This window comes from Paenarthrobacter sp. TAF1 (assembly GCF_052113825.1).
Lineage (GTDB): Bacteria > Actinomycetota > Actinomycetes > Actinomycetales > Micrococcaceae > Arthrobacter > Arthrobacter nicotinovorans.
On the sequence record NZ_JBFRDO010000002.1, the window covers coordinates 229,504 to 250,913 of the forward strand.

Below are 21,410 nucleotides of genomic sequence, written 5' to 3' on the forward strand. Positions count from 1 at the left end.
GCTCCATGGCCCGCAAACTGAAGCTCGATAGCCGAGGTATCGCCGAGGTTCTCCGGCGTGCTGAGGTCGCCGACGCGGTCGAGAGCCTCGGTCAGTCCGTCAAGGGCAATGTCGGGGCTCCTACAGCCTCCGGCAAGCCAGTAGACGTCGTGACGCGCTCCCGAACGGCGGCCGGTGGCCGTCTGTCGGCTCGTCCCGCCGTGGATATCACGCTCGCGCATCCGGCAGGGCTCGCGATCGAGGCCAAGCGAGGCTATCTCGTCAAGGCCGCCTCGGCTGCGGGCCTGGAAGTGAAGCGACGGCGTAAGTGAGAGAGCCGATCATCTTTCCGGACGCTCAGCTAGCCGTCCGCGACCTCCTCCGCGCTCTTCTGGTCCGCCGTTCCGAGCCCGCCGTCCTCGGCGCCACGGTTTCGACGAAGGATCTCCCTGGCGCCGACGAAAACCGCCCGTTGCCTTACGTCCAGGTTCGCTCTGACGGCAAGTTCCGAGACGCCCGCCTGGACGGCCGAGCAACGATCCGCGTCCTCGTCTACCACCGCGACGTCGGACTCGCCGAGAAGCTCGCGGCGATCTGCGAGGCCCTCCTCCTGACCGCCAGTAGCGCCGAGATCCGAGGCTCTACGTCCGTCACCGGGCCTCTCCCCACGACCGACGACGAGACGGGCCTCCCCCTCTCGTTTTTCACCATCACGACCCGGCTCCAGCCGGTTCAACTGACCTAAAGATTGGAGCGTGAGCACCCATGGCGGGTGACGCTAAGAACACTGCACTTTGGACCGGCGCCGACGTTTTCATTGCCCCGGAAAGCACCGCTGGCCCGGCTGACGTAACGGCGGCCTGGGCCGTTGCCTGGAAGGCTGTCGGCCTCCTGGACGGCGAGGACGGCATTACCGAAGGCCGCGAAGGCGACTCTTCGGAACACTACGCCTGGGGCGGGATGCTTTTCCGCCGTACCGCGTCCAAGCACAAGCGAACCTTCAAGTTCGTGGCCCTCGAAGACAACGACGTTGTTTTCCAGCTGGTCAACCCTGGCTCGACCCGTACCGTCGCGACCGGCGTCCGTACCGGCAAGATCAAGGCGCCCCAGGCTGGCGCCCGCTTCGCGGTTGGCTTCGAGGTCACCGACGGCGGCAAGAAAAAGCGCCGCTTCGCCAAGAGCGCCGAAGTGATCGAGGTCGGCGAAATCAAGGAATCGGAAACCGAGCCGACGATCTACGAGATCACCGTCGTCGTCTACCCCGAATCTGACGGCACGCTCTACACGACCGTCGAGAAAGACCCGGCTGCTGCTCCGTAGTCAGCGGCCACCTAAGAGGAGAGCTCCCGCGCGGGGGGCTCTCCTCTTGCTTTTCCTAACCCGCGCACTCCTCTACTTCCTGACCCGCGCTAAGGAGCACCCCATGACTAAGAACGCCACCGCCGCTGAAGCCCTGAACGAGCAGATCCCTTTCACTTTCCACGGCATCGACTACCTCCTGGACCCGACGACCGAATGGGATTACGAGGCCCTGGAAGCCTACGAGTCCGGCAAGATCGCGACCTTCCTCCGTTTGGTCCTCGGCGAAGATCAGCACAACGCATTCAAGGCGACGAAGCCGAAGGTCGGCGTCGTGAATGACTTCGTCAAGGAGATCCAGAAGGCCCTCGGTATCGCGGGAAACTAGCGGCGCTCGTCTCGCTGCTCTTCGAGGACACGGACACGGTAGAAGCCGATCTTCAGCGCTTCTACCACGTCGACCTCGGGGACTTCTGGCGAGGCGAGCTCTCGCTCCGGCGCCTTTCCGTCCTGATCAACTGCCTCCCGGTCGATTCCGCCACGGCCCGAGCCGCGAGCGAAGTTCCCACCGGCTGGGACGTTCACGCCTTCCTCCTGGCCGACCTCTACCAAGCCTGGACTGGCAAGCCGCACCCCGAGCGGCCTCAGCCTAAGCGGGCATCCCGTTACGCGGAACTTCGTCGCGCCCTAGAGCGCCAAAAGGCGAGGTCCGCGCCTACTTCCTAAAGGAGGCTATGTGTCCAATGTCGGCTATGCGACCCTGACGGTCATTCCGTCCGCGAAAGGGTTCGCGTCCGCTCTTAGCGGCGAGGTCGACGGCCCTATGGCGAAGGCCGGTAAGTCGGGCGGCGAGAAGTCCGGGGGCGCCTTCGCTGGCGCCTTCAAGGGCCTCGTCGCCCCGGCCCTGGCAATCGTAAGTACCGCCGCGATCGGTGGCTTCGTGACGAAGTCAATTGCTGCGGCCGGTGAGCTAGAGCAGAGCATCGGCGCGATCGAGACGGTCTTCAAGGGCTCCTCGGCCCAGATGCTCAACTGGTCGAATCAGGCGGCTATGTCCGTCGGTCTGACAAAGAACGAGTACAACACCCTGGGAACGCTGATCGGTTCCCAGTTGAAAAACGCGGGTATCCCCATGGATCAGCTCGCGGGCAAGACGAACGAGCTGATCACTCAGGGCGCCGATATGGCTTCCATGTTCGGCGGTACGACGACCGAAGCCGTCGAGGCCCTTTCCTCCGCCCTGAAGGGTGAAATGGACCCGATCGAGCGGTACGGCGTAACTCTGAATGCTGCGGCTGTCGAAGCTGAGGCCGCCGCTATGGGCGCTCAGAAGGTCGGCGGCGAGTACGACGACACGGCCAAAAAGGCCGCGATCCTCTCGCTGATCACAAAGCAGACCGCCGACGCTCACGGCAACTTCGCAAAGGAAGCCTCGACCTACTCCGGCCAACTGGAACGGATGAAAGCCGGTTGGGGAAACATCACCGCCGCTATCGGTAGTGCTTTCCTCCCCGTCCTGACGTCGACGTTCGGCTGGATCAATAACAACGCGATCCCGATCCTCCAGGGCTGGGCCGACTGGCTCGGTCAGGGCGGCGTCGGGAAGTCCTGGGACGCTCTCGTGGGCCTCATGAAGACGGGCGACTTCACGACGGCTTTCCGCGAGGCATTCAACGTCGAGGAAGACTCCCCGCTCGTCGGCGTCCTCCTGGACGTCCGAACCCAGCTTCAGCCGCTTTTCCCGTTGTTCAATCAGTTCAAGGTCACCTGGACTGAGCTCCAGGGCGCCGTGAGGGCCTTCGGCGCCGCCTGGAAAGCGAACGACGGCGACGTGACGAGTTCCGGCCTTCCTGGCTTCTTCGAGCAAGTGGCGAACGCTGTCCGGCCGGTCTTCGACGCGATCCTCCCGCTGATCCCTCAGATCTTCGGCCTCGTGTCCGCATTCTCGCCGCTGAGTGTGATCTTCCGAGCGATTGAGCCGGTGCTCCCGGTCCTCCTGGACGCCTTCAAGCAACTTGGGATCGCAGTCTCCGGCGTCTTGCTGGTCGCCATGCAGCAACTCCAGCCGACGATATCGGCGATCGTGTCGGCACTGACCGGAACTTTCGTCGCTCTCATGCCCGCCGTCGTCCAGATCGTGACGCTCCTCGGCAATGCGTTTACACAGCTTGCGCCGATCATTATGGACGTCCTCGCGGCCGTGCTTCCGCTCGTGACGACCTTGATAACGCAACTGACGCCCATCATTACGAACCTCGTAACGGCGATCCTCCCGCCCGTTATCTCGATCTTCAGCAACATCATTACGGCGATCGGTCCTCTGATTGATCTCCTAATGGGCCTCCTGATCCCGGCGATCAACGCTCTTATGCCCGTCGTCGTGACGGTCTTCGGCGTAATCGCCAACGTGATCACGGCGGCAATGCAGATCATCCAGGGAATTATCCAGGTAGTAACCGGGATCATTTCCGGCAACTGGGATCAGGTATGGACCGGCATCGGAAATATCCTCTCCGGCGTCTGGAACCTGATCGTCGCGGCCGTGTCCGGCGCGATCAACCTGGTCGGCTCGCTGATCGGCGCGGGGCTCTCGTTCATTTCGGGAGTCTGGAACAACGTGTGGAGCGGGATCTCCTCGTTCCTGGCGGGCGTCTGGAACAACATCACGACCGGCGTCCAAAACGGCATTTCTTCCGTGGTCAATTTCTTCTCTGGCCTCTGGGGAAAGATCTCCGGCGCCATGGGCGATATGGGCTCGAAGATGCTCCAGGTTGGTAAAGACCTCATGCAGGGCCTAGCCAACGGCATCGGCGGCGCGGTCGACGCGGTTCGGAAGGCTATCGGCGACGCTATCGGCGGCGCGATCGACTTCGCGAAGAACCTCCTCGGCATCCACTCGCCCTCTCGCGTCTTTATGGAGATCGGCGACTTCACCGCTCAGGGCATGGCCGTCGGTATCACGAAGGGCTCGAAGCACGTCAAAAAGGCGGCTAAGTCCCTCGTTCCCCCTGCCCCGTCCTTCTCGTCTCCGGACGTCGAGGCGGGCTCCGTTACCGGCGCTCCTGGCGACGGCACGACGCCGAGCGGCTCGCCGTTGATCGGCTCTCTCACCCTCCAGTCTTCCGGCAGCGTCCGCGAGGACATGGACGAGGTTCTCTTCCATACCCGACGTATCAAACGAGGAGGCGTATATGCCTAACGACTGGCTCCTGTCCTATCCAGGCGAGGCGCTGACCTTCGGCACTATCGCCTCCCGCTTTGTGTTCACTGAAGCCCCGGATCTCGGCCCGACCGAGATCCACTCTGAAGACGCCGCTCGCCCTCGGGCGGACGGCGTTATCTTCGGGGCTGACTTCCACGGCGGCCGGACGATCACGTTCGAGCTCGCCGTGGACGGGAAGGACGAGGACGACGGGCGAACGCTCCTGGGGCGCCTGGGCAAAGCCTGGAGGGCTGACAAGATCCGTCAGTCTCCCGGCGCTGTAGCAATGCTGACGTCGGGAGGCGGTCGAGTCACTTTCGGCCGTCCCCGGCGTTTCGCCTCGAATGACGAGTACCTCCCCCAGGGACTCGCTCACGTCGTGGCTGACTTCGCGTGCGCTGAAGACGTTTGGTACAGCGGCGAGCAATCCGTGAACGTCGCCCTTCAGCCTCCGCCTGGGGGCGGCCTCATTGCTCCCCTGGCTTCTCCCCTGGCAACGACCGCGACCTCTGACCGCTCGACCGTGATCCGTGTCGGCGGCGAGGTTTCGACGTGGCCGGTCTTCGAGATCCAGGGCCCGATCGTGAACCCCATTGTCGAGATCGTCGGCCTCCTGAAGATGGAGTTTCGGACGTCCCTCGCCTTCGATCAGAAGCTCGTCGTCGATACGCGGCCCTGGGTCCGTTCGATCCTCCGGAACGGCGCGAGCGTGGCTGGCTCTCTCACCCGTACCTCTACGCGGCTTTCAAAGGCCGCTATTCCTCCCGGCTCCTACGAGCTCGTCCTCCGAGGCACTTCCGACTCCGGCACCGCCAGCGTAACGACCCGCTGGCGCGACGCCTACACAACCCCCTAGAAGGAGAAAATTTATGGCTTGGGACTCTGTTCCGTGGTTTGTCGGTGGCGGCGCTCAGCACTCCCCCGAAGTTGCCCGCCTCATGGCCTACGCCGCGACCTCTGGCGCCGAGGGCATTGTGACCCCTGGCGACTTGAAGGTTCGGCCCCTGGCTGTTCCTGGCGGCTCTGTCCGCGTTGCTGCTGGCGCGGCCCTGGTGAGGAACCGGGCAGCGGGCGGTACTTCTCAGACCTACGTCGCCCGTAATCCGATCGAGGACGTCGTCGCTATTGCGCCGACTGGCTCCGGCGCCGGTCGAGTCGACTTGATCGTGGCCCAGATCGAAGACCCGTTTATGGCCGGTGAGCCCTGGCAGAATCCGACCGACCCGCGAGTGGGCCCCTACGTTTACACGCGGGTAATCTCCAACGTCCCGGCCGGTACGAAGCGACTCCAGGACATTCCGGCCTACTCCGGCCGCTCCGCGATCACTCTCGCCCGCGTCGACATTCCAGCGTCGACGGGAACGATCACGTCGGCCATGATTACGGACCTTCGCAAGCTGGCTCTCCCTCGCGAAAGCCGTTACGTGAAGATCATCCCGGCTGGGGCGAAGGACAAGGATCTGACGTCTTCGACGTTCACGTTCTGGCCGCCGTCCGGCAACGGCGTCAACTCCTCGATCAAGCTCCCCGTTCCCCCCTGGGCAACGAAGGCGTTTATCCGGATGGACGTCAATAGTGTTGCTCACGTCGCCCCCGGCTTCATCGGCGATCTCCGGATCAAGCTCGACACGTTGGCCGGTCCTTCCGTCCCTGTCGACTTGGATCTCCCGACGGGCGCCGAGCACGTCAATCAGTCCGTTTGGTTCGAGGTCGACGTTACGGCCTTCCAGGGTCTTGACGTTCCGATCGCTTTGGAAGGGCTCCGGCGTACCGGCTATACCGGCCTCCTCCGGACCCGGCCCCAGACGCAATATGTCCTCGAAGCTCAGTTCTACGAGGCGGCCGTATGAGTCGCTGGCGCTACATTGCCCAGCGAGCCATAACCGGCGAGTTCCTGGATATGGAGCTCCCTCTCAATCGAGAGGAACTCCGCTGGGATCTCTCCGGCGCGGGCTCGCTCCGTGGAACGGTTACCCCGGACGTCGGCGGGCTCCGAGCTCCTGACGGCCGCCTCCTCCTGGAGGAGTGGGGAACGATCATCTACGCCGAGGCCGACGGTCAAATTCGCTGGGGCGGGATCGTGGTCCGTTCCGGCTTCCAGGGGCCGACCTGGACGATCGAGGCGGCAGGTTTCGCGACATACCCCCACGGCATCCCCTACACCGGCACCTATTCAAAGATCGGCGTCGACCCGGCCGACGTCGTCGCGCATATCTGGCAGCACGTCCAGGGATACGCCGACGGCAACCTGGACGTCGCCGTGACTGGCTCGAAGACTCCCGTCCGTCTCGGCACTGAGCCGAAGGACGTCGAGTTTACGACCGGCTCCGGCGAGTCCGTGGCCTTCCAGAGCGGGCCCTACGAGCTCAACTGGTGGGAGACGCCCGACTGTGGCTCCGAGATCGACTCCCTCGCCAAAGAGACGCCCTTCGATTACGAAGAGCGGCACTTTTGGGAAGGCGACGAGGTCAAGCACGAGCTCCGGATCGGTTACCCGCGTCTCGGCCGTCGCCGGGACGATCTCGCATTCATCCAAGGCGACAATATCGCCGACGTCGTCTCCCCGACGCTCGACGGCGAGGACTTCTCTAACGAGGTAGTCGGCCTGGGCGCTGGCGAGGGCGTGGGAGCTCTTCGCCGAACTACCGCAATACGCGACGGACGTCTTCGCCGACCGGCTGTTTACACGGCCAAAGACGTCTCTTCTGTCGCCCGCATGGACTCACTAATCCGCGCCGAGCTCCAGCGACGACAAAAGACACTCGACATTTCCCAAGTCACAGTACGCGATCACCCAAACGCCCCGATTGGTTCCTGGAACCTCGGCGACGACGTCCTTATCCAGGCGACTATCCCCTGGCTCGGCGACGTCGATCTGTGGTGTCGCGTCACTGGCTGGGCTCTCACTTCAGAAACGACGGCGGTCCTGAACCTCGCCCGATCTGACTCATTCACCTACGGAGGCTAAATTTTGTCCCAGTCCGCTGAGAAACTCGCTCGCGAACTTTCAGATCTCCAGCGTCGCCTCGGCGGACTGGAACGAAACGGCCAATTCTCAAACTCGACTATCTCGATCAACGGGGAGACGCTCCGACTCCCGGCCGCCGTCGAGTCCGGCGTCCAGGCCGGTAAGGAGATCCCCGTCGTAAAGGAGGGCCTCACCGCCCTGGAGATCGCCCAGGAAGAGCTCGCCGCCGCTCACGCCGAGCGCGACGAGCGTCTGGAGCAAGCCGAGACTGACCTCGCCGCCTCGGCTGAACGTCTCGCCCAGGCTGAGGCCGACCTCGAAGAGGTCTTCGGCACGGCAGGTGCGGCAGCCACGGCAGCGGCAGCCGCCCAGACCACGGCGGACGCTGCAAAGACCGCCGCCTCTTCGGCAGCTTCGGCAGCATCCACGGCCCAGACGACCGCCGACACGGCGCAAACGAAGGCCCAGACCGCCCAGGGCGCGGCAGACGCCGCCGCTTCAGCCGCCGCGAGTGCTGCGGGCGTCGCCGCAAGCAAGGGCGACGTTCTGATCCAGAGCACGACCCCGAGCGCCGGGATGCAGAAGAGCACGACTCTTTGGATCGACACGACGGGCAACCTCAACGCTCCCAAACGCTGGAACGGTTCCGCCTGGGTTGTCGTCACTGACAAGGCGGCCACTGACGCCGCCGCTGCTGCGGCTACGGCGAAGAGCACGGCTGACGCTGCAAAGACAGCGGCAGCTACGGCCCAGACGGCAGCGGACAACGCGGCAGCCGCCGCAAGCAACGCCCAGAGCATTGCAAACGCCGCGAGCGGTAAGGCCGAGGAGGCCAAGACCGCCGCCGCTACGGCTCAGACGACCGCCGACTCGGCGAAGACAGACGCGGCTAACGCTGCAACCAATGCGAGCAACGCCGCCCAGGCAGCCTCGGCCGCTCAGTCGACCGCTGACACGGCGAAGAGCGACGCGGCTAGCGCTGCTGGCATTGCCAGCGGTAAGGCTGACGTCCTGATCCAGTCGACGACGCCGGTAACCGCCATGCGGAAGGCGACGACGCTCTGGATCGACACAACGAACAACCTCAACGCTCCGAAGCGTTGGAACGCGACGACTTCGACCTGGACCGTCGTAACTGACAAGGCCGCTACTGACGCCGCCTCGGCAGCCGCTACGGCTCAGTCGACGGCGAACACTGCCAAGTCTGACGCCGCCTCGGCTAAGTCTGCTGCTGACGCTGCGGCCGCTGCTGCTTCCGCTGCTCAGTCCAAGGCTGACGCCGCTCACTCCCTGGCCGGTACCGCCGAGAGCAACGCTCAGGCCGCGATCTCCTCGGCCGCTGGCGCTAACTCCGCTGCAAGTGCCGCTCAGTCGACCGCTGACACGGCGAAGAGCGACGCCGCAAGCGCGGCCGGTATCGCCACGAGCAAGGCTGACGTCTTGATCCAGTCCACCGCTCCGGCCGTTGCCATGCGAAAGGCTACGACTCTTTGGATCGACACGACGGGCAACCTCAACGCTCCCAAGCGCTGGAACGGCTCTGCCTGGGTTGTCGTCACGGACAAGGCAGCCACGGACGCGGCTAGTGCCGCTGCTACGGCTCAGTCCACCGCCGACGCCGCAAAGACGGCCGCCGCTGCTGCTCAGGCCGCTGCTGACAACGCCTCAAAGAACCTCTTTTCGACCGCTGCACCTTCCGGCGTCGCGCCCTTCGGCTCGACCTGGTTCCGTGTAAACGCAACGGGCGAGGTTATCGGTCAGTGGCAGCAAACGGCGACGGGTATCGCGTCCACCTGGACCGAGCGCCCGATCCGCTCCGAAGTGATCGCGAACCTGGACGTTGGAAAGCTCACGGCCGGAACGGCAAACATCATTTCGGCCGTAGCCCAGAAGATCGCGGCAAGCACGGCGACTTTCCAGACCGCGGATATCGCGAACCTTTACGCGAGTTCCGCGACTATGGACTCGTCCGTAGCAAACAAGATCTTCACGGCGAAGCTCCTGGCGGGCAAGATCACCGCCGAGCAAGTCCTGATCGGCGCGGGCTTCAACATGATCGCCAACGGCCGAGGCGAAATGGGCGATAACTCGGGCTGGGCCTCTAACCTGACCTGGGACGCCGTCGACGCTCCGACGGGCCTCCCTGGCTCTTTCGTCGGGCCCAACTCGACGAAGACGATCCAGAGCGGGACGAATAGCGTCCCGGTCGAGCCGTCGACTTATTACACCTTCGAGATCTACCTGAAGGCGGATAAACCCGACTCGAAGTTCTACCTGGAGTTCCGCGATCAGGCCGGGAATCACGCGGGCAGCAATGCCGCTATCCCTGGCGAAGCGTTCGCCGGTAGTGGCGTCTATCCCGTCGGCAACTTCACCGTTCCGACGACCTGGACACGCTACAAGGGACGTTTCCGGACCAACTCGACGACGACCGTCGTCCGTGTTGCGGCCGCTTACTTCAACCACACGGCAGGAGTCGAGCGGACGGCTACCGTCAAGATCGCGGGCATGTCGCTCATGCGCGGTATCGACGCGGCCCTAGTGGTAGACGGCGCGATCGACGGCAAGGTTATTACCGGCTCGACGGTTCGCACTTCCGCAACCGGCGCCCGCGTCCAGCTCGACGACGTCGGCCTCCGGGCCTTCGACGTGAGCGGTATCGAAACCGTGAGGATCTCGGCTACTGACGGGACTCTCTCGGCGACGGGTGCTCTGAGCTCCTACGGCGAAGGCAAGGACTTTTTCACTGGCGCCCGGTCGACGATCAAGGCGACCTTGGGTAACAAGTGGGCCCGTAACACTTGGGTTGGCTACGACTACCTTCAGCCGGGGGTCTACTTCGAGCGAAGCTCTGGCGCCGCCCAGGATCTCCTCGAAATGCCCCGCGTTGTGTCGCCTCGCGTCTCTGACGTCGAAATGAGTAGCGCCCAGGTAGCCCTCGACTCGACTAAGCCGAACATTATCAGCGCGGGAGGTGTGGCTGCTGGCCCTGGTTATTCGAGCATGGGATCGAAGAAATACGACAAGACGGTCAACTCAGACGGCGGGAACGGCCTTAGCGGCATCCTGGCCCACACTGGCATTCTCACCAACGAGGACGCTCTCGTGGCTTACGTCGAAACGGGCCTCTCGGATTACTTCGCTCAATATTCCCTCTCGATCGGCGGTAAGGGTACCGACGGTACCGGCGCCGTTGTGCCGACTCCTGAAGGCGTACAGCTGAAGGTCGAAACCGGCTACGGCGACCCCGCTCCTTCCGACGCTCTCGTTCGGATCGACCGGGGCGGCATCCTGGACGTCAAGGCGACAAAGGGCGCCGCGACCGCTCGAATGTACGCAACCGGCGACGGCAAGCTTCGGCTTTCCGGTACTGGTGGAATCGCCCTGGAGTCCGCCGCAACGGCGACCTCGATCACCGCAACTGGCACCGTCCAGGGCGCGACAGTCAAGGCAACTGGAGCTCTCCAGGGTGCCTCCGCCGCGATCACCGGGAACGTCCAGGCGTCGACGCTGAACGGCGAGCCGATCACCTACTCGGATATCACTCCGACGGGCGTCACGTTCGTTACCGGCTACGGCAACTACGCGGGGTTCCAGCCTCCGGCCTACTACCGAGACGCTCAGCGCGTTTGGCTCATGGGCCTTCTCGGAACGACGTACTCGACGATCACGCTCGCCCCTGGCGCCGTGTACCCGGTCGCTTCGATTCCGTCGAGCCACGCTCCCGCTATGGACGTGATCTTTAACGTCGTCGTCGGCCCCCAGATGGATCAACGCTCGTTCCTGTACGTCCGAGCGAGCGGCTCGATCGAGCTCTACTCGCCCGCCTCTCTCACCCTCTCTAAGACGAACTTCTACGTCGGACTAGAGGGCGTTTCCTGGTTCCGCAAGGGCTAGGAACGTCCTCGGAAAGTGACCTCAAAATTGCCCCAAACGACCAACTCTCTCGACCCGGCTAACGCCGGAGACGCGGCCGTACTCGTCGCCCTGACTCGTATGGAGGCGAAGGTCGATATTGCCCTCGCCCAGCACGGCGCGGAAATCAAGACGCAAGGGCAGACGGTCGAGGATCACGAGGCGCGTATCCGCGTTCTCGAAAGTCGCTCGACTGTCTCGCCCCGCACTCTCTGGACTGTCGTCGCTGGTGGCGCCGGTCTGGTGATCTCCGCGATCTCCCTCATTCAAAACCTCTTCAACTAAAGGAGTCCCTTTGCTCACTCGTGAACCTCTAGTCATTCGAGGCGCGATCGTCGCGGCGATCACCGCTCTCATTCACGTCTTGATTGTGACCGGCGTCCTTCACGTCGCCCCTGACGCTGAAACGGCCATTGCTGGCGCCGTCGACTTGATCGGTACCGCCGTTCTCGTCGTATGGACTCGCGGCAAGGTAACGCCGGTCGACGCTCCGAATATCCCGGTTCCGTCGGCGCCCTCTGTCCCTGTAGTGCCTGACGGCGACGGCGACCACCGCGCCTAGTCGAATTGCCCCGCTCTCACTTCGAGGGCGGGGCTTTTCGTCGTTTCTGAGCAAAGCGAGGGCTCCTGGCTCTCTCTGTGAGTGTCCCCTACCCAATCACTTAGAGGAGATTCACAGTGAACGCACCACTTATCGGCCTGATCGGAAAGAAGCGAGTCGGAAAGGACACCTTCGCGGCCGTCCTGGTCGAGAAGTTCGGCTTTGAACGAGTCGCCCTGGCTGACCCGCTTCGCGAGGCCGTCTATCGTCTGAACCCGATCGTCGGCACCTTCCCACTTCAGCACGAGGGCATTGTCCGCGTCCGCGAGTGGCGACTCCAGGAAGTGATCGACGAGCTCGGATGGGAAAAGGCGAAGGACTACGTTCCCGAAGTCCGCGCCCAGCTTCAGCGCTTCGGCTCTGACGCGATCCGCGAGATCGACGATCAGTTCTGGATCAGGGCGGCCTTCGCGAGGATCAACGCTCTTCGCGAAGCTGGAACGCCGGTTGTCGTGACTGACGTCCGGTTCCCGAACGAAGCTAACGCGATTCGTTACGCGAACGGCTTCCTGGTCCGGATCTTGCGTGACTTGCCTAGCGACGGCGATTCTCACGCTTCCGAAACGGCTCTCGACGACTACGCGGCAAACGTCGTTTTGCACAACAACAACGAGGTCGAAGATCTCGAATATCTCGCCGACTCGATCGGTCGAGACGTGACTCGAATGTTCGACACATACGGACGCTATTACTTGTAGTCACAAGCAAGGCCCCAGTTCTCCCAAGGGTGGAGGGCTGGGGCCTTTTTGTTTTTGCGTGGCGAACTAGCGTAAGGCGACCCTCGGCTAGTACATTGTGGAACATGAATAACAAAATAGACACGATAGATGGGTTACTCAAAGTGGCCTCTAGTGCTCTGCACGAGTCTCTATCGGCGTCAGATACTCGTAAGACGGAGCTACTAAGAGAAGTGGCGACTGCGTTTGTAGACGCTAGAAACCACTTCTACACAAAGGAGGGCGAGCCCGACTGGCTCGGCCGCACATACGCCTACCGTACGTGGGTACGTGAGGCAATGAGTCGCGCCAACGTGCCAAGCGAACAACTTCATACACTCCAGGCCGCCGTTAGATACCACTCCGGAAATATCCTCCGCGATCGACTCGACGACGAGACTCTAAACGATCTCGGTCTTCGCAAGTCGAGCCCGCGTGAGCGCTCCGTCGAGAAGCGCGAGCGAGCCTCCAACACTTTGAATCTCTTCAACGGGGGCGCCGAGCTCCAGACCGCCGACGAGATCCGTCAGGCGTGCGCTCTGATCGAGGCAGCTCTAAAGCGTGTAAACGCTTCGACTGTGTCAGCCCTTCCCGCCAAGGAACGCCGAGCGGCGCGGGCGGCGCTTCAGTCAGTCGCCGATCGAGCGAACGAGATCGCCGGAGCGGCTTGATCCTGACGAAACAGTGACGATATGACGGTTCTTACGTCATTCTCCATTAGTGCTTTAAGTTCTCTCTCTCTTAAGCACTAATAGAAAATGACGTTCGTTCCGTCATATCGTCATTCTGGCCTCTAGGCCCCTAGAACTTCCCCAACGGGCGAGCAGATCCGCCCCTCCTGGCTCTCTCTCTTAGTGTCCCCGATCCTGACACTGAGAGGAGATCGTCCACCGTGACGACACCCAAGGTAAATACCATCAAGCGAGGCGGCGCCCGCTTCTACGTCAATCCCGACGACGGCGCTATCAAGGTTCCTGGCGTAACCTCCATCCTCGGAATGCTCCCGAAGGAGTTCCTCCGCTACTGGGCCGCTAAAGAAGTCGCCCAGACCGCCGTCGACTCCCTCCCGACCGTCCTGCAAATGATCCTCAACGATCAGGCCGACGCCGCCGTGGACTTCCTCAAAAAGTCGCCGGATCGCAACACGCGAAAAGCCGCCGATATCGGAACCGCCGCGCATGATCTCTTCGAGAAAATGGCGAAGGGTCAGAACGTCGGTCGAGTGCATCCTGACCTGGAGCCTTTCGTCCGTCACTTCGACGAGTACCTCCGCGTAGTCAAGCCGACTTATCACTTCATGGAAGAGACGGTTTGGAGCGATAAGCACGGCTACGCCGGTAGCTTCGACGCTTACGCCGAGATCGACGGCGAGCGTCTCTGGATGGATAACAAGACGACCCGCTCAGGCATTCACGAAGAGGTCGGTATCCAGCTTTCGGCGTACCGCTTCGCCGACTCGATCATTCGCGCTGACGGCGGCCGTGTGCCTATGCCTGAAGCTGACGGCGGCGCCGTGCTCCATATCCGCCCTGAAGGTTGGAAGCTCGTCCCTGTCCGCGCTGACGAAGAAATGTTCGAGATCTTCCTCCACCTTCGCGAGGTCTTCCGCTATGAGAAGGAGATCAAGTCGACCGTCGTCGGCCGAGAGGTTGCCTCCGGCCCCGCTGACGCCGACGAGAGCTCAGGACCGAAGCGCCGCACTCCTCGCGCCCCTCGTAAGGCGGCCGAATGAGTCCGGACACTGTCGTAACTATGTCCCTGGGGGCGATCGTCATGATCGCCCTCGGGGCGGTCTTCCTGATCTTCTGCGTCTTCGCGGCCTACTGGGACACGAAGAACGAGCGGGACTGGGCCGAGAAGACCCTCCGCGACCTGGAGAAGCTCGACCCGTCACTCGGCGAGATCTTCGGCACCGTCGGCGGCTTCCGCCTCTTCGGCGAAGGCCCTCGTTTCAATCTGGACGCTGACAAGATCCAGCGCCTCGCTGAATCAATGCGCTTCCGCGACCACGAGAAATACCGCGACGAGGAGCTCGAAACCGCCCTTGCACAACTGAAGCGAAAGAGGGTCAAGTGAAGGTCTATCTCGCCGGACCTATGACCGGCTACCCCGAGTGGAACTTCCCCGCGTTCCACGCCGCCGCGAAGACGCTTCGCGAGTTCGGCTATGAGGTTGTCTCGCCCGCCGAGATCGACCTGGAGACGGGCTTCGACCCTTCTGCCCCTGTCTCCGACTTCACCCCCGCCGACCGCGTCGCTGCTCTCCGTCGCGACGTCCAGGCGATTCTCGGCGTCGACGGCGTCGCGCTCCTGGACGGCTGGGAAGCGTCCGAAGGCGCGAAAGTCGAGGCCCACCTGGGCTCTGCCCTTGATCTCATGGTTGCGCCCGTCGAGGCGTTCGTAACCATGGCCCGTTACTCCCGGAAGGAAACTCAGAATTGATCCACGGTAACCGCGACGACCTCCTGTGGCTGGCCGGACTCCTCGAAGGAGAAGGCAGCTTTGACGCCCACCGAGGCAAGTACCCGCGTATCCGCCTCGCCATGACCGACCGCGACGTTGTCGGCCGTGCTGCGTCCCTCATGGATGCAAAGATCCGCCTTTCGCTCCACCCTGCCCCGGCTAAGTCCACTTGGCATACGGAGATCTCCGGCGCCCGCGCCGAAGGCATCATGCGGGAGATCCTCCCCTTCATGGGCTCTCGGCGTTCGGGCAAGATCGCCGACGTCCTCGGGATCGCTCACTTCCGCCAGAAGGCCGTAATCGAGGCTGGAACGGGCTCGACCCCTGGCCCTCGTATCCAGCGCCCCGCTGGCGTCGCTAAGCCGCTGACAGCCGGGTAAGGCGCCCTCCGTGAGGCCCTCAGAAACTTGCTGATCCAGTGAGCAACTGAGGGCCTCCTGGCTCTCTCTTTACTTGTCACCACGACGGGCCGCTACGGCCCCTGACACTTACATGCAATCATCACGAAAGGCGTCTAACGCAAATGGGTTTGAATATCTTCGGCAACGATCCGGCTACCGCTCAGAAGCCGCGCCAGCGCTTCGCTGACGACATTGTCGGCCGCTTCCGTTCTGGGCATCAGTTGAACGGCCGCCCCGCCTCGCTGAACGAGTGGCGCGTGACCACCGGCGACCCCGAAGTTGCCGACGCGATCCACGAGATCCTCGGCGGCGAAGCTCCCCAGGAATGGGAAGCCAAGGGCGAGGACAACCTGGAGGTCTTCAGCGCCTCGGCTGAGGTTCCGATCATCCTGGACGGCGAGAAGGCCCTCCGTCAGAAGATGGTTCTCTGGAGCCGCTCCGGCAAGCTGATTCAGTCCGGCGACGGTCAGACGATCGACTACCCGGAAGACCGCAAGGGCGAACCTGATCCGGACGCCGCTCTGAGCTTCCAGGAACGCAAGGCGAAGGCTCGCGACGGCATCGGCGCCGAGCCTCAGATCGAGCTCTACTTCCGACTTGCGGAAGAGCCGGACCTGGGAATCTTCAAGTTCCAGACGGGCTCCTGGAGCATGGCCTCCGACCTGGCTTACAACGACGTCGAGGGCGAGCTCGCGGACTACGCGGCCGACTCCGAGACGGGCAAGGTCAAGGCGACCCTGAAGCTGGAGCGCGTCGAGTTCACGGCGAAGAACGGCCCGCGTGCCGGTCAGCTTGTCTCCTACGTCAAGCCGGTCCTGACCATCAAGGGAGCCGCGTAAATGCTGATTCTCGCTCTCCTCGCCTGGATCGCCTTCCAGATTTGGGGCTGGGACGTCTTCGGACTTCCCACCCTGGACCTCTGGACTCAGTTCTGGGTTGGTCTCGCCGGTTCCCTGGCTCTCTGCGCAATCTTCCGCGACAACTAACTGAAAGGGGCCCCTCCATGGCTCGCAAGTTCACAAAGACCGACGTCCGGCCCTGGAGGGCTGCAACTCGGCAGGGTAAGACCCTCCGAGGCAAAGACGGCAAGCCCTTGAACACCTTCAAGGGCTACGCCGACGCCCAGAAGGCCGCCGACAAGTTCGACGGCGTCGCCGTCCGCGTCTAGCTCCTCTCGCCCCCGTCCTGGCCTACCGGCTGGGGCGGGGGCTTCCCTTTACCCGAAAGCTTTCCCATGCCTGAAATCACCCTTTACTCCCGTACCGTCTGCCAACCCTGCAAGGCCACGAAGCGCAAGCTCGAAAAGCACGGCCTCGCCTATACCGAGCTCAACGTCGAGGAGAACGAGAGCGCCGCCCAGTTCCTCCGCGACGCGGGCTATACCGAGGCGCCCGTCGTGATCACGTCCGACGGCCGCGAGTGGACCGGCTTCCGTCCGGACCTGATCGAGGCGATCGCCCGCGAGGAGGGGCTCCTGTGATCGTCCAGACCCCGACCCGCGAGGAGCTCCAGGCCGAGCTCGACGAGATCGAGGCCACCTATCCGGCCCTGAAGGCTCTCGACCCCTCGGCGTTCTGTTGTCACGGCTGCGCCTATACCGCCGTCGGCCGCGAGCACGGCTGGGAGGCCGCCGACGCTTTCGAGCGGTTACTCGACCTGAATTACCTCCTGATCGGGAGGCGGCCGTGAAGATCCGCCTCTCGCTCAGCCTCGATATCAACCGCTCCACCCCTCCCGAGCCTGACGGCCCGAAGGGTGACACCTACGCCGACCTGGAGCGGGCCGACTACACGCGAGGCCCTCAGATCGGCTTTACCCGCGAAGAACCCCACTGGGAGGACAAACACAAATGAGCCGCGTCTACTTTCACTCTGACTGGCATTTCAACCACGACTTTGTCGCGCAAACTCGCGGCTACGACTCCGCCGAGGAGCACGACGAGGCCCTGATCGAGCGGATCAACTCCCGCGTGACGAAGCGGGATCACGTCTACGTCCTGGGCGACGTTTTCATGGGCAGCATCCGAGCCGGCCTCGCTCAGGTAGCGCGTGTAAACGGCGTGAAGCATTTGATCCTGGGCAACCACGACGCCGCCCACCCCCTGCACCGCAAGAGCAACGCGAACCTTCGCCGTTTCCTGGAGGTCTTCGATTCCGTCACCCTGCACGACGAGATCCGCCTCCCTGGCGGCCGGAAGGTGCTCCTGTCCCACTTCCCGTATGAGGGCGACCACCACGAGAAGGAACGTCACCGGCAATGGAGGCTTCGCGACGAGGGCTCCTGGCTGATCCACGGCCACGTTCACGACCAATGGACTGTGAGAGGCCGTCAGGTGAACGTCGGCGTCGACAAGTGGCCCTACCCGATCGAGGCGGGCGTTATGGAGGCCATGATCGGCGGCCTCGAAGCCGTGGGCAAGGGCAAGCTCGACGCCCCGAGCTTGCAAGCCGCCACGCTGGCCTACCGAAGGGAGGCTCTGTGAGCGCTGCAAAAGCCAAAGGCACGGCCTTTGAAACCCTGATCGTCAAGGCCCTCTCCTCCTTCTGGGGAGGGGGCTTCGGCCTTGTGCCCCGCCGTGTTGCTCAGGAGGGTTTCAAGGACTCCGGCGATATCCACGGCGTAAGCCCGTTCATCATCCAGGCGAAGGCTTACAAGTCCTGGGAGGACGCGATCCGCCTGGGGCTGGACGGCGCCGAGAAACAAAAAATCCACGCCGGGGAACCGTTCGGCGTGGTCTTCGTGAAGCGTGCGCGTCGCTCGATCGGCGACGCCTATGCAGTTATGAATGTTGCTACCTGGGCCCGGTTGCTGTTCCGGCTGCGCTCCGCCGAGGAGGCCCTGAAAGCGGCTGATCCGACGGCCTGGGAGGCCCACTCTGCCAGAGCCTCCCTAGCCAACGAAACGGAGTTCCCTAGAGGTTAGCCCCCGAGGGCACCCAGCGCGTATATGACCCGTCCCTGAAGACGGCCATATGCTCCCGCTCCCCCTCGTCGAGGATCGGTAAGAGAACGTAAGTTGACTCTTCCGCCTCGACGAGGGGCTGGACCCAGTCGATCGGCCCCGTCGCCGGATATGCCTCCAAAGCTGGCACTACTCTTTCCTCTCTTCCCCCAACGCGGCCGCCCCAGCCCGCGTAGAGCGTCTCCTGTATGACGCCCTCAACAATAGCGCATCCTGAATGCCGCCTTTCACCACTTTTTCAGCTACTCCCCAGTTTTCCTCCACCGATTGAGCAAACCCGCTCTCGCTGGCTCTCTCTTCCCCTGAACCCATCCACTCCGAAAAAGGAGGCGCCCTTGCGTACCCTCGCCGAACTGATCGCGACCCTCGACGACGTCGAAACGACGACCGACGGCTACCTCGTCCACTGCCCCGCCCACGCCGACAGCAAGCAGAGCCTCCGCATGACGGTCAGCGACTCCGGCAAGGTGCTTATGCGTTGCCGTGCTGGCTGCAAGACCGCCGACGTCGTCAAGGCCCTGGGCATCACCATGAAAGATCTCGCCAGCATGACGGCGGGAGACGTCGAGCTCGACAAGCTGGCAACGTCTCAGGACGTCCCGGCTTCGCCGTCCGACGTGGCGGCCCTGGCCGTCCAGCTGGACCGCTTCGCAAAGGATCTCTCCGACGTCGTCAGCGAGTCCGCCCTGGAGGCTCTGGACTACGCGGCGACCCGCTTCGGCATGGCTTCCGAGGATATCGAGCGCCTCGGCCTCGGCTTCGCTGGCCCTGCCAAATACGACGAAGATCACAACCTCCTCTCTGGCCTTCCTGGTGGCCCTCGCCTCGTCGTCCCGTTCCGTGATCGCGACGGCGTTCCGCGTGGCTTCCAGGCTCGCGCCCTGGCAAAGGACGCCGCCGTTCGCTGGCTAGGCCCCAAGAGCCCTGACGGCGCCTCCTGGGCAAAGATCGGTTGGTTCCCTGGCTCCGCTGGCTTCGACGAGGTTCTGATTACTGAGGGCCCCGGCGACGCCCTGACGGCGGCTTGTGCCCTGGGCTTCGACACGATCGGCATCCGTGGCGCTGGCCTGTCTGCCAACTCCACCGTGATTACCGACCTCGTCGCCATGCTGGACGGCCGCGAGGCGGTCATTGCGGGCGACGGCGATCCGGCAGGACGCCGTTTTTCAGCCACTTTGGCCGAAGCGCTGGCCGCTCACGATATCCGCGTCAAGGTGCTGGACGTGCCGGACGGTCAAGATCTGACCGACTGGAGGGCAAGCGATCCTCACCGCTTCTACGCCGAAGCGGTTCGGGCGATCGCAAAGGCTGAGCCGGTCAAGTCCCGAACGGCCGCACTCCTGGCATGGGACGAGGACCGTTACAGCCTGACCGACCTCGGCGGCGCCCGGTACCTCCGCGACTACATCGAGAGCATCGGCTCCGGCGTCCGCTACTCCGAGGAGGTTGGTTTCTTCCTCCTGGACGAGGGCGTATGGCGGAAGGACGAGCGTCAGGGTATCCGTACCCATGCCCAGAGCGTCGCCGACCTCGTTCGGGATCTGGCCCGTACCGCCTCGATCGAGGCTACGCGGGATGGAGCGTCAGAGTCCGAGAAGAAGCGAGCGGGGCGCTTGAACAAGTACGCCGCTCACGTCCAGACCTCCAACGGCCTGAACTTCATGCTTCGCGAGCTCCAAGCTGTCCAGGGCGTCCCGGCCTCCGTCGGCGACTTCGATCAGCATCCGGATCTCCTCGCGTGCCGGAACGGCGTCGTCAATCTGAAGACCGGCGAGCTCAGTCCTCACGATCCGTCGCTCTTGCTCACTCGCCGGGTCGAGTTCGATTACGACCCTAACGCGAAGTGCCCGCGCTGGGAGGGCTTCCTCGAAGAGGTCTTCCCGAAGTATCCGGAACTTCCGGCCTACATGCGGCGCCTCGTCGGCTACGGCATCACCGGCCACACGACCGAGCAATGCTTCGCGGTCCTCTGGGGGACCGGCGCTAACGGCAAGAGTGTTTACACGGACACTCTGACGGAAGTGTTCCGCGAGCTCACGACGACGACTCCGTTCTCGACCTTCGAGGATCGGGCGTCGGGCGGCATTCCGAACGACCTCGCGGCGCTGAAAGGCGCCCGCATGGTCATGGCCGCCGAAGGCGAGCAAGGCCGCCCCATGGCTGAGTCTGTCCTGAAGCGCGTCACCGGCCGCGACCTGATCGCCGCTCGATTCATGCGTAAGGAGTTCTTCGAGTTCCGGCCGACGTTCCTCCTGAACTTGGCTACGAACTTCAAGCCGAGCTTCAAGGGTCAGGACGAGGGCCTCTGGCGCCGCGTGAAGCTGATCCCCTGGGAGCGCTACTTCGCCCCTGAAGAGCGCGACCACCGCCTCGGCGACAAACTCCTGGCGGAATCTCAGGGCATCCTCGCGTGGGCTGTCCGAGGGGCGATCGAGTGGTACCAGAACGGCCTTCAAGATCCCTCGATCATCAAGAGCTCAACGAAGGAATACCGCGAAACATCGGATGCTTTGGCGGGCTTCCTTCCTGGCGTCTTCATCCACGACCCCCAGGCGGGCCGAGTCGAGGGAAAGGTGCTCTTCGACGCCTACCTGAACTGGGCCGACGAGGAAAACCTCCCGCAGCGCGAAATCTGGACGCGCCGAACATTCTTCGGCGCCTTGGAAGAGCGCGGGCTGACGAAGCGGAAGACCTCGACCGGCGTCGCCTTCGACGGCGTCCGGCGAGCACGGCAGACGGACGCGGTTCCGGATCACGCCGAGCCAGAGCGAGCAGAAGAGGCCCCGGTGGCTCTCTCTCCAAGTGAACCGAAAATAGCGCTCCCGCCGATCACTGGCGCGGATCTCGACAACCTCTAAGGAGCCTTTATGGATCTCGAATACGAGCCGGATCTCGATCTCGACGAG

Annotated in this window: 27 protein-coding genes; 26 read left to right on the plus strand and 1 reads right to left on the minus strand. The window is 63.3% G+C overall.

All coding sequences use genetic code 11. From position 1 onward, the window contains the following. Positions 1-5: 5 nt before the first annotated feature. The 4 genes from AB4Y81_RS03135 (at position 6) to AB4Y81_RS03150 (ending at position 1,666) form a co-directional block, all read left to right on the plus strand. Positions 6-311: a hypothetical protein gene (locus AB4Y81_RS03135; RefSeq protein ID WP_441995183.1), complete on the plus strand. Its 306-nt coding sequence runs from the start codon at positions 6-8 to the stop codon at positions 309-311. After that, complete coding sequence (locus AB4Y81_RS03140) at positions 308-724, plus strand: hypothetical protein (protein ID WP_441995185.1); 417 nt, start codon at positions 308-310, stop codon at positions 722-724. Before AB4Y81_RS03135 ends, AB4Y81_RS03140 begins: the two co-directional genes overlap by 4 nt. A gap of 20 nt (positions 725-744) precedes the next feature. Beyond that, a complete protein-coding gene (locus AB4Y81_RS03145; protein ID WP_441995187.1) occupies positions 745-1,299 on the plus strand; it encodes a phage tail tube protein in 555 nt (184 codons plus the stop codon). Positions 1,300-1,402: 103 nt separating this feature from the next. Beyond that, a complete protein-coding gene (locus AB4Y81_RS03150) occupies positions 1,403-1,666 on the plus strand; it encodes a hypothetical protein (protein WP_441995189.1) in 264 nt (87 codons plus the stop codon). Here AB4Y81_RS03150 and AB4Y81_RS03155 read toward each other — a convergent pair. Then, on the minus strand, positions 1,663-1,863 hold the full coding sequence (locus AB4Y81_RS03155; protein WP_441995191.1) for a hypothetical protein: 201 nt from the start codon (positions 1,861-1,863) through the stop codon (positions 1,663-1,665). The two genes, AB4Y81_RS03150 and AB4Y81_RS03155, sit on opposite strands and share 4 nt — an antisense overlap. Before the next feature lie 151 nt (positions 1,864-2,014). Here AB4Y81_RS03155 and AB4Y81_RS03160 point away from each other — a divergent pair, with 151 nt between their 5' ends. The 22 genes from AB4Y81_RS03160 (at position 2,015) to AB4Y81_RS03265 (ending at position 21,362) form a co-directional block, all read left to right on the plus strand. Beyond that, positions 2,015-4,477 (plus strand): phage tail protein, encoded by a 2,463-nt coding sequence (locus AB4Y81_RS03160; protein ID WP_441995193.1) that lies wholly within the window; start codon positions 2,015-2,017, stop codon positions 4,475-4,477. Next, a complete protein-coding gene (locus AB4Y81_RS03165) occupies positions 4,470-5,336 on the plus strand; it encodes a hypothetical protein (RefSeq protein ID WP_441995194.1) in 867 nt (288 codons plus the stop codon). Before AB4Y81_RS03160 ends, AB4Y81_RS03165 begins: the two co-directional genes overlap by 8 nt. A 13-nt stretch (positions 5,337-5,349) precedes the next feature. After that, positions 5,350-6,330, plus strand: a complete 981-nt coding sequence (locus AB4Y81_RS03170) for a hypothetical protein (protein ID WP_441995196.1) — start codon at positions 5,350-5,352, stop codon at positions 6,328-6,330. Next, positions 6,327-7,448, plus strand: coding sequence for a hypothetical protein (locus tag AB4Y81_RS03175; RefSeq protein WP_441995198.1), 1,122 nt, complete (start codon positions 6,327-6,329; stop codon positions 7,446-7,448). The genes AB4Y81_RS03170 and AB4Y81_RS03175 overlap by 4 nt, the downstream gene beginning before the upstream one ends. Before the next feature lie 3 nt (positions 7,449-7,451). Beyond that, entirely contained in the window at positions 7,452-11,345 is a 3,894-nt protein-coding gene (locus AB4Y81_RS03180; protein ID WP_441995200.1) for a hypothetical protein, read from the plus strand. 15 nt (positions 11,346-11,360) lie between these two features. Next, a complete protein-coding gene (locus AB4Y81_RS03185; protein ID WP_441995202.1) occupies positions 11,361-11,648 on the plus strand; it encodes a hypothetical protein in 288 nt (95 codons plus the stop codon). 10 nt (positions 11,649-11,658) lie between these two features. Beyond that, the gene (locus AB4Y81_RS03190) at positions 11,659-11,925 is read left to right on the plus strand and encodes a hypothetical protein (protein WP_441995204.1); all 267 of its coding nucleotides are present in this window, start codon (positions 11,659-11,661) and stop codon (positions 11,923-11,925) included. Positions 11,926-12,041: 116 nt separating this feature from the next. Continuing rightward, the gene (locus AB4Y81_RS03195) at positions 12,042-12,662 is read left to right on the plus strand and encodes a hypothetical protein (protein ID WP_441995206.1); all 621 of its coding nucleotides are present in this window, start codon (positions 12,042-12,044) and stop codon (positions 12,660-12,662) included. A 104-nt stretch (positions 12,663-12,766) separates the two neighbouring features. Continuing rightward, the gene (locus AB4Y81_RS03200) at positions 12,767-13,351 is read left to right on the plus strand and encodes a hypothetical protein (protein WP_441995208.1); all 585 of its coding nucleotides are present in this window, start codon (positions 12,767-12,769) and stop codon (positions 13,349-13,351) included. A gap of 221 nt (positions 13,352-13,572) precedes the next feature. Further along, positions 13,573-14,412 carry a hypothetical protein gene (locus AB4Y81_RS03205; protein ID WP_441995210.1) on the plus strand — a complete coding sequence of 280 codons (840 nt, stop codon included), beginning with the start codon at positions 13,573-13,575 and terminating at the stop codon, positions 14,410-14,412. Then, positions 14,409-14,756 carry a hypothetical protein gene (locus tag AB4Y81_RS03210; RefSeq protein WP_441995212.1) on the plus strand — a complete coding sequence of 116 codons (348 nt, stop codon included), beginning with the start codon at positions 14,409-14,411 and terminating at the stop codon, positions 14,754-14,756. The genes AB4Y81_RS03205 and AB4Y81_RS03210 overlap by 4 nt, the downstream gene beginning before the upstream one ends. Beyond that, the gene (locus AB4Y81_RS03215) at positions 14,753-15,121 is read left to right on the plus strand and encodes a DUF4406 domain-containing protein (RefSeq protein ID WP_441995214.1); all 369 of its coding nucleotides are present in this window, start codon (positions 14,753-14,755) and stop codon (positions 15,119-15,121) included. The genes AB4Y81_RS03210 and AB4Y81_RS03215 overlap by 4 nt, the downstream gene beginning before the upstream one ends. Next, positions 15,118-15,522 carry a hypothetical protein gene (locus tag AB4Y81_RS03220; RefSeq protein WP_441995216.1) on the plus strand — a complete coding sequence of 135 codons (405 nt, stop codon included), beginning with the start codon at positions 15,118-15,120 and terminating at the stop codon, positions 15,520-15,522. The genes AB4Y81_RS03215 and AB4Y81_RS03220 overlap by 4 nt, the downstream gene beginning before the upstream one ends. A 143-nt stretch (positions 15,523-15,665) precedes the next feature. Continuing rightward, positions 15,666-16,382 (plus strand): recombination directionality factor, encoded by a 717-nt coding sequence (locus AB4Y81_RS03225; RefSeq protein ID WP_441995218.1) that lies wholly within the window; start codon positions 15,666-15,668, stop codon positions 16,380-16,382. Then, positions 16,383-16,529: a hypothetical protein gene (locus AB4Y81_RS03230; RefSeq protein ID WP_441995219.1), complete on the plus strand. Its 147-nt coding sequence runs from the start codon at positions 16,383-16,385 to the stop codon at positions 16,527-16,529. A 17-nt stretch (positions 16,530-16,546) separates the two neighbouring features. Beyond that, positions 16,547-16,711 carry a hypothetical protein gene (locus tag AB4Y81_RS03235; protein ID WP_441995221.1) on the plus strand — a complete coding sequence of 55 codons (165 nt, stop codon included), beginning with the start codon at positions 16,547-16,549 and terminating at the stop codon, positions 16,709-16,711. A gap of 66 nt (positions 16,712-16,777) precedes the next feature. Further along, on the plus strand, positions 16,778-17,023 hold the full coding sequence (locus AB4Y81_RS03240) for a glutaredoxin domain-containing protein (protein ID WP_441995223.1): 246 nt from the start codon (positions 16,778-16,780) through the stop codon (positions 17,021-17,023). Further along, complete coding sequence (locus tag AB4Y81_RS03245; protein ID WP_441995225.1) at positions 17,020-17,232, plus strand: hypothetical protein; 213 nt, start codon at positions 17,020-17,022, stop codon at positions 17,230-17,232. Before AB4Y81_RS03240 ends, AB4Y81_RS03245 begins: the two co-directional genes overlap by 4 nt. Next, complete coding sequence (locus AB4Y81_RS03250; protein ID WP_441995227.1) at positions 17,229-17,396, plus strand: hypothetical protein; 168 nt, start codon at positions 17,229-17,231, stop codon at positions 17,394-17,396. Before AB4Y81_RS03245 ends, AB4Y81_RS03250 begins: the two co-directional genes overlap by 4 nt. After that, complete coding sequence (locus tag AB4Y81_RS03255; RefSeq protein WP_441995229.1) at positions 17,393-18,025, plus strand: metallophosphoesterase family protein; 633 nt, start codon at positions 17,393-17,395, stop codon at positions 18,023-18,025. The genes AB4Y81_RS03250 and AB4Y81_RS03255 overlap by 4 nt, the downstream gene beginning before the upstream one ends. Next, positions 18,022-18,465 carry a hypothetical protein gene (locus AB4Y81_RS03260; RefSeq protein WP_441995231.1) on the plus strand — a complete coding sequence of 148 codons (444 nt, stop codon included), beginning with the start codon at positions 18,022-18,024 and terminating at the stop codon, positions 18,463-18,465. Before AB4Y81_RS03255 ends, AB4Y81_RS03260 begins: the two co-directional genes overlap by 4 nt. Before the next feature lie 374 nt (positions 18,466-18,839). After that, the gene (locus tag AB4Y81_RS03265; protein ID WP_441995232.1) at positions 18,840-21,362 is read left to right on the plus strand and encodes a phage/plasmid primase, P4 family; all 2,523 of its coding nucleotides are present in this window, start codon (positions 18,840-18,842) and stop codon (positions 21,360-21,362) included. Positions 21,363-21,410 lie beyond the last annotated feature (48 nt).

Coding starts and splice junctions, on each gene's coding strand:
- AB4Y81_RS03210 (WP_441995212.1), top strand. CDS start 14,409: ATGAGTCCGGACACTGTCGTAACTATGTCCCTGGGGGCGATCGTCATG.
- AB4Y81_RS03170 (WP_441995196.1), top strand. CDS start 5,350: ATGGCTTGGGACTCTGTTCCGTGGTTTGTCGGTGGCGGCGCTCAGCAC.
- AB4Y81_RS03175 (WP_441995198.1), top strand. CDS start 6,327: ATGAGTCGCTGGCGCTACATTGCCCAGCGAGCCATAACCGGCGAGTTC.
- AB4Y81_RS03165 (WP_441995194.1), top strand. CDS start 4,470: ATGCCTAACGACTGGCTCCTGTCCTATCCAGGCGAGGCGCTGACCTTC.
- AB4Y81_RS03235 (WP_441995221.1), top strand. CDS start 16,547: ATGGCTCGCAAGTTCACAAAGACCGACGTCCGGCCCTGGAGGGCTGCA.
- AB4Y81_RS03135 (WP_441995183.1), top strand. CDS start 6: ATGGCCCGCAAACTGAAGCTCGATAGCCGAGGTATCGCCGAGGTTCTC.
- AB4Y81_RS03145 (WP_441995187.1), top strand. CDS start 745: ATGGCGGGTGACGCTAAGAACACTGCACTTTGGACCGGCGCCGACGTT.
- AB4Y81_RS03255 (WP_441995229.1), top strand. CDS start 17,393: ATGAGCCGCGTCTACTTTCACTCTGACTGGCATTTCAACCACGACTTT.
- AB4Y81_RS03240 (WP_441995223.1), top strand. CDS start 16,778: ATGCCTGAAATCACCCTTTACTCCCGTACCGTCTGCCAACCCTGCAAG.
- AB4Y81_RS03225 (WP_441995218.1), top strand. CDS start 15,666: ATGGGTTTGAATATCTTCGGCAACGATCCGGCTACCGCTCAGAAGCCG.
- AB4Y81_RS03200 (WP_441995208.1), top strand. CDS start 12,767: ATGAATAACAAAATAGACACGATAGATGGGTTACTCAAAGTGGCCTCT.
- AB4Y81_RS03150 (WP_441995189.1), top strand. CDS start 1,403: ATGACTAAGAACGCCACCGCCGCTGAAGCCCTGAACGAGCAGATCCCT.
- AB4Y81_RS03230 (WP_441995219.1), top strand. CDS start 16,383: ATGCTGATTCTCGCTCTCCTCGCCTGGATCGCCTTCCAGATTTGGGGC.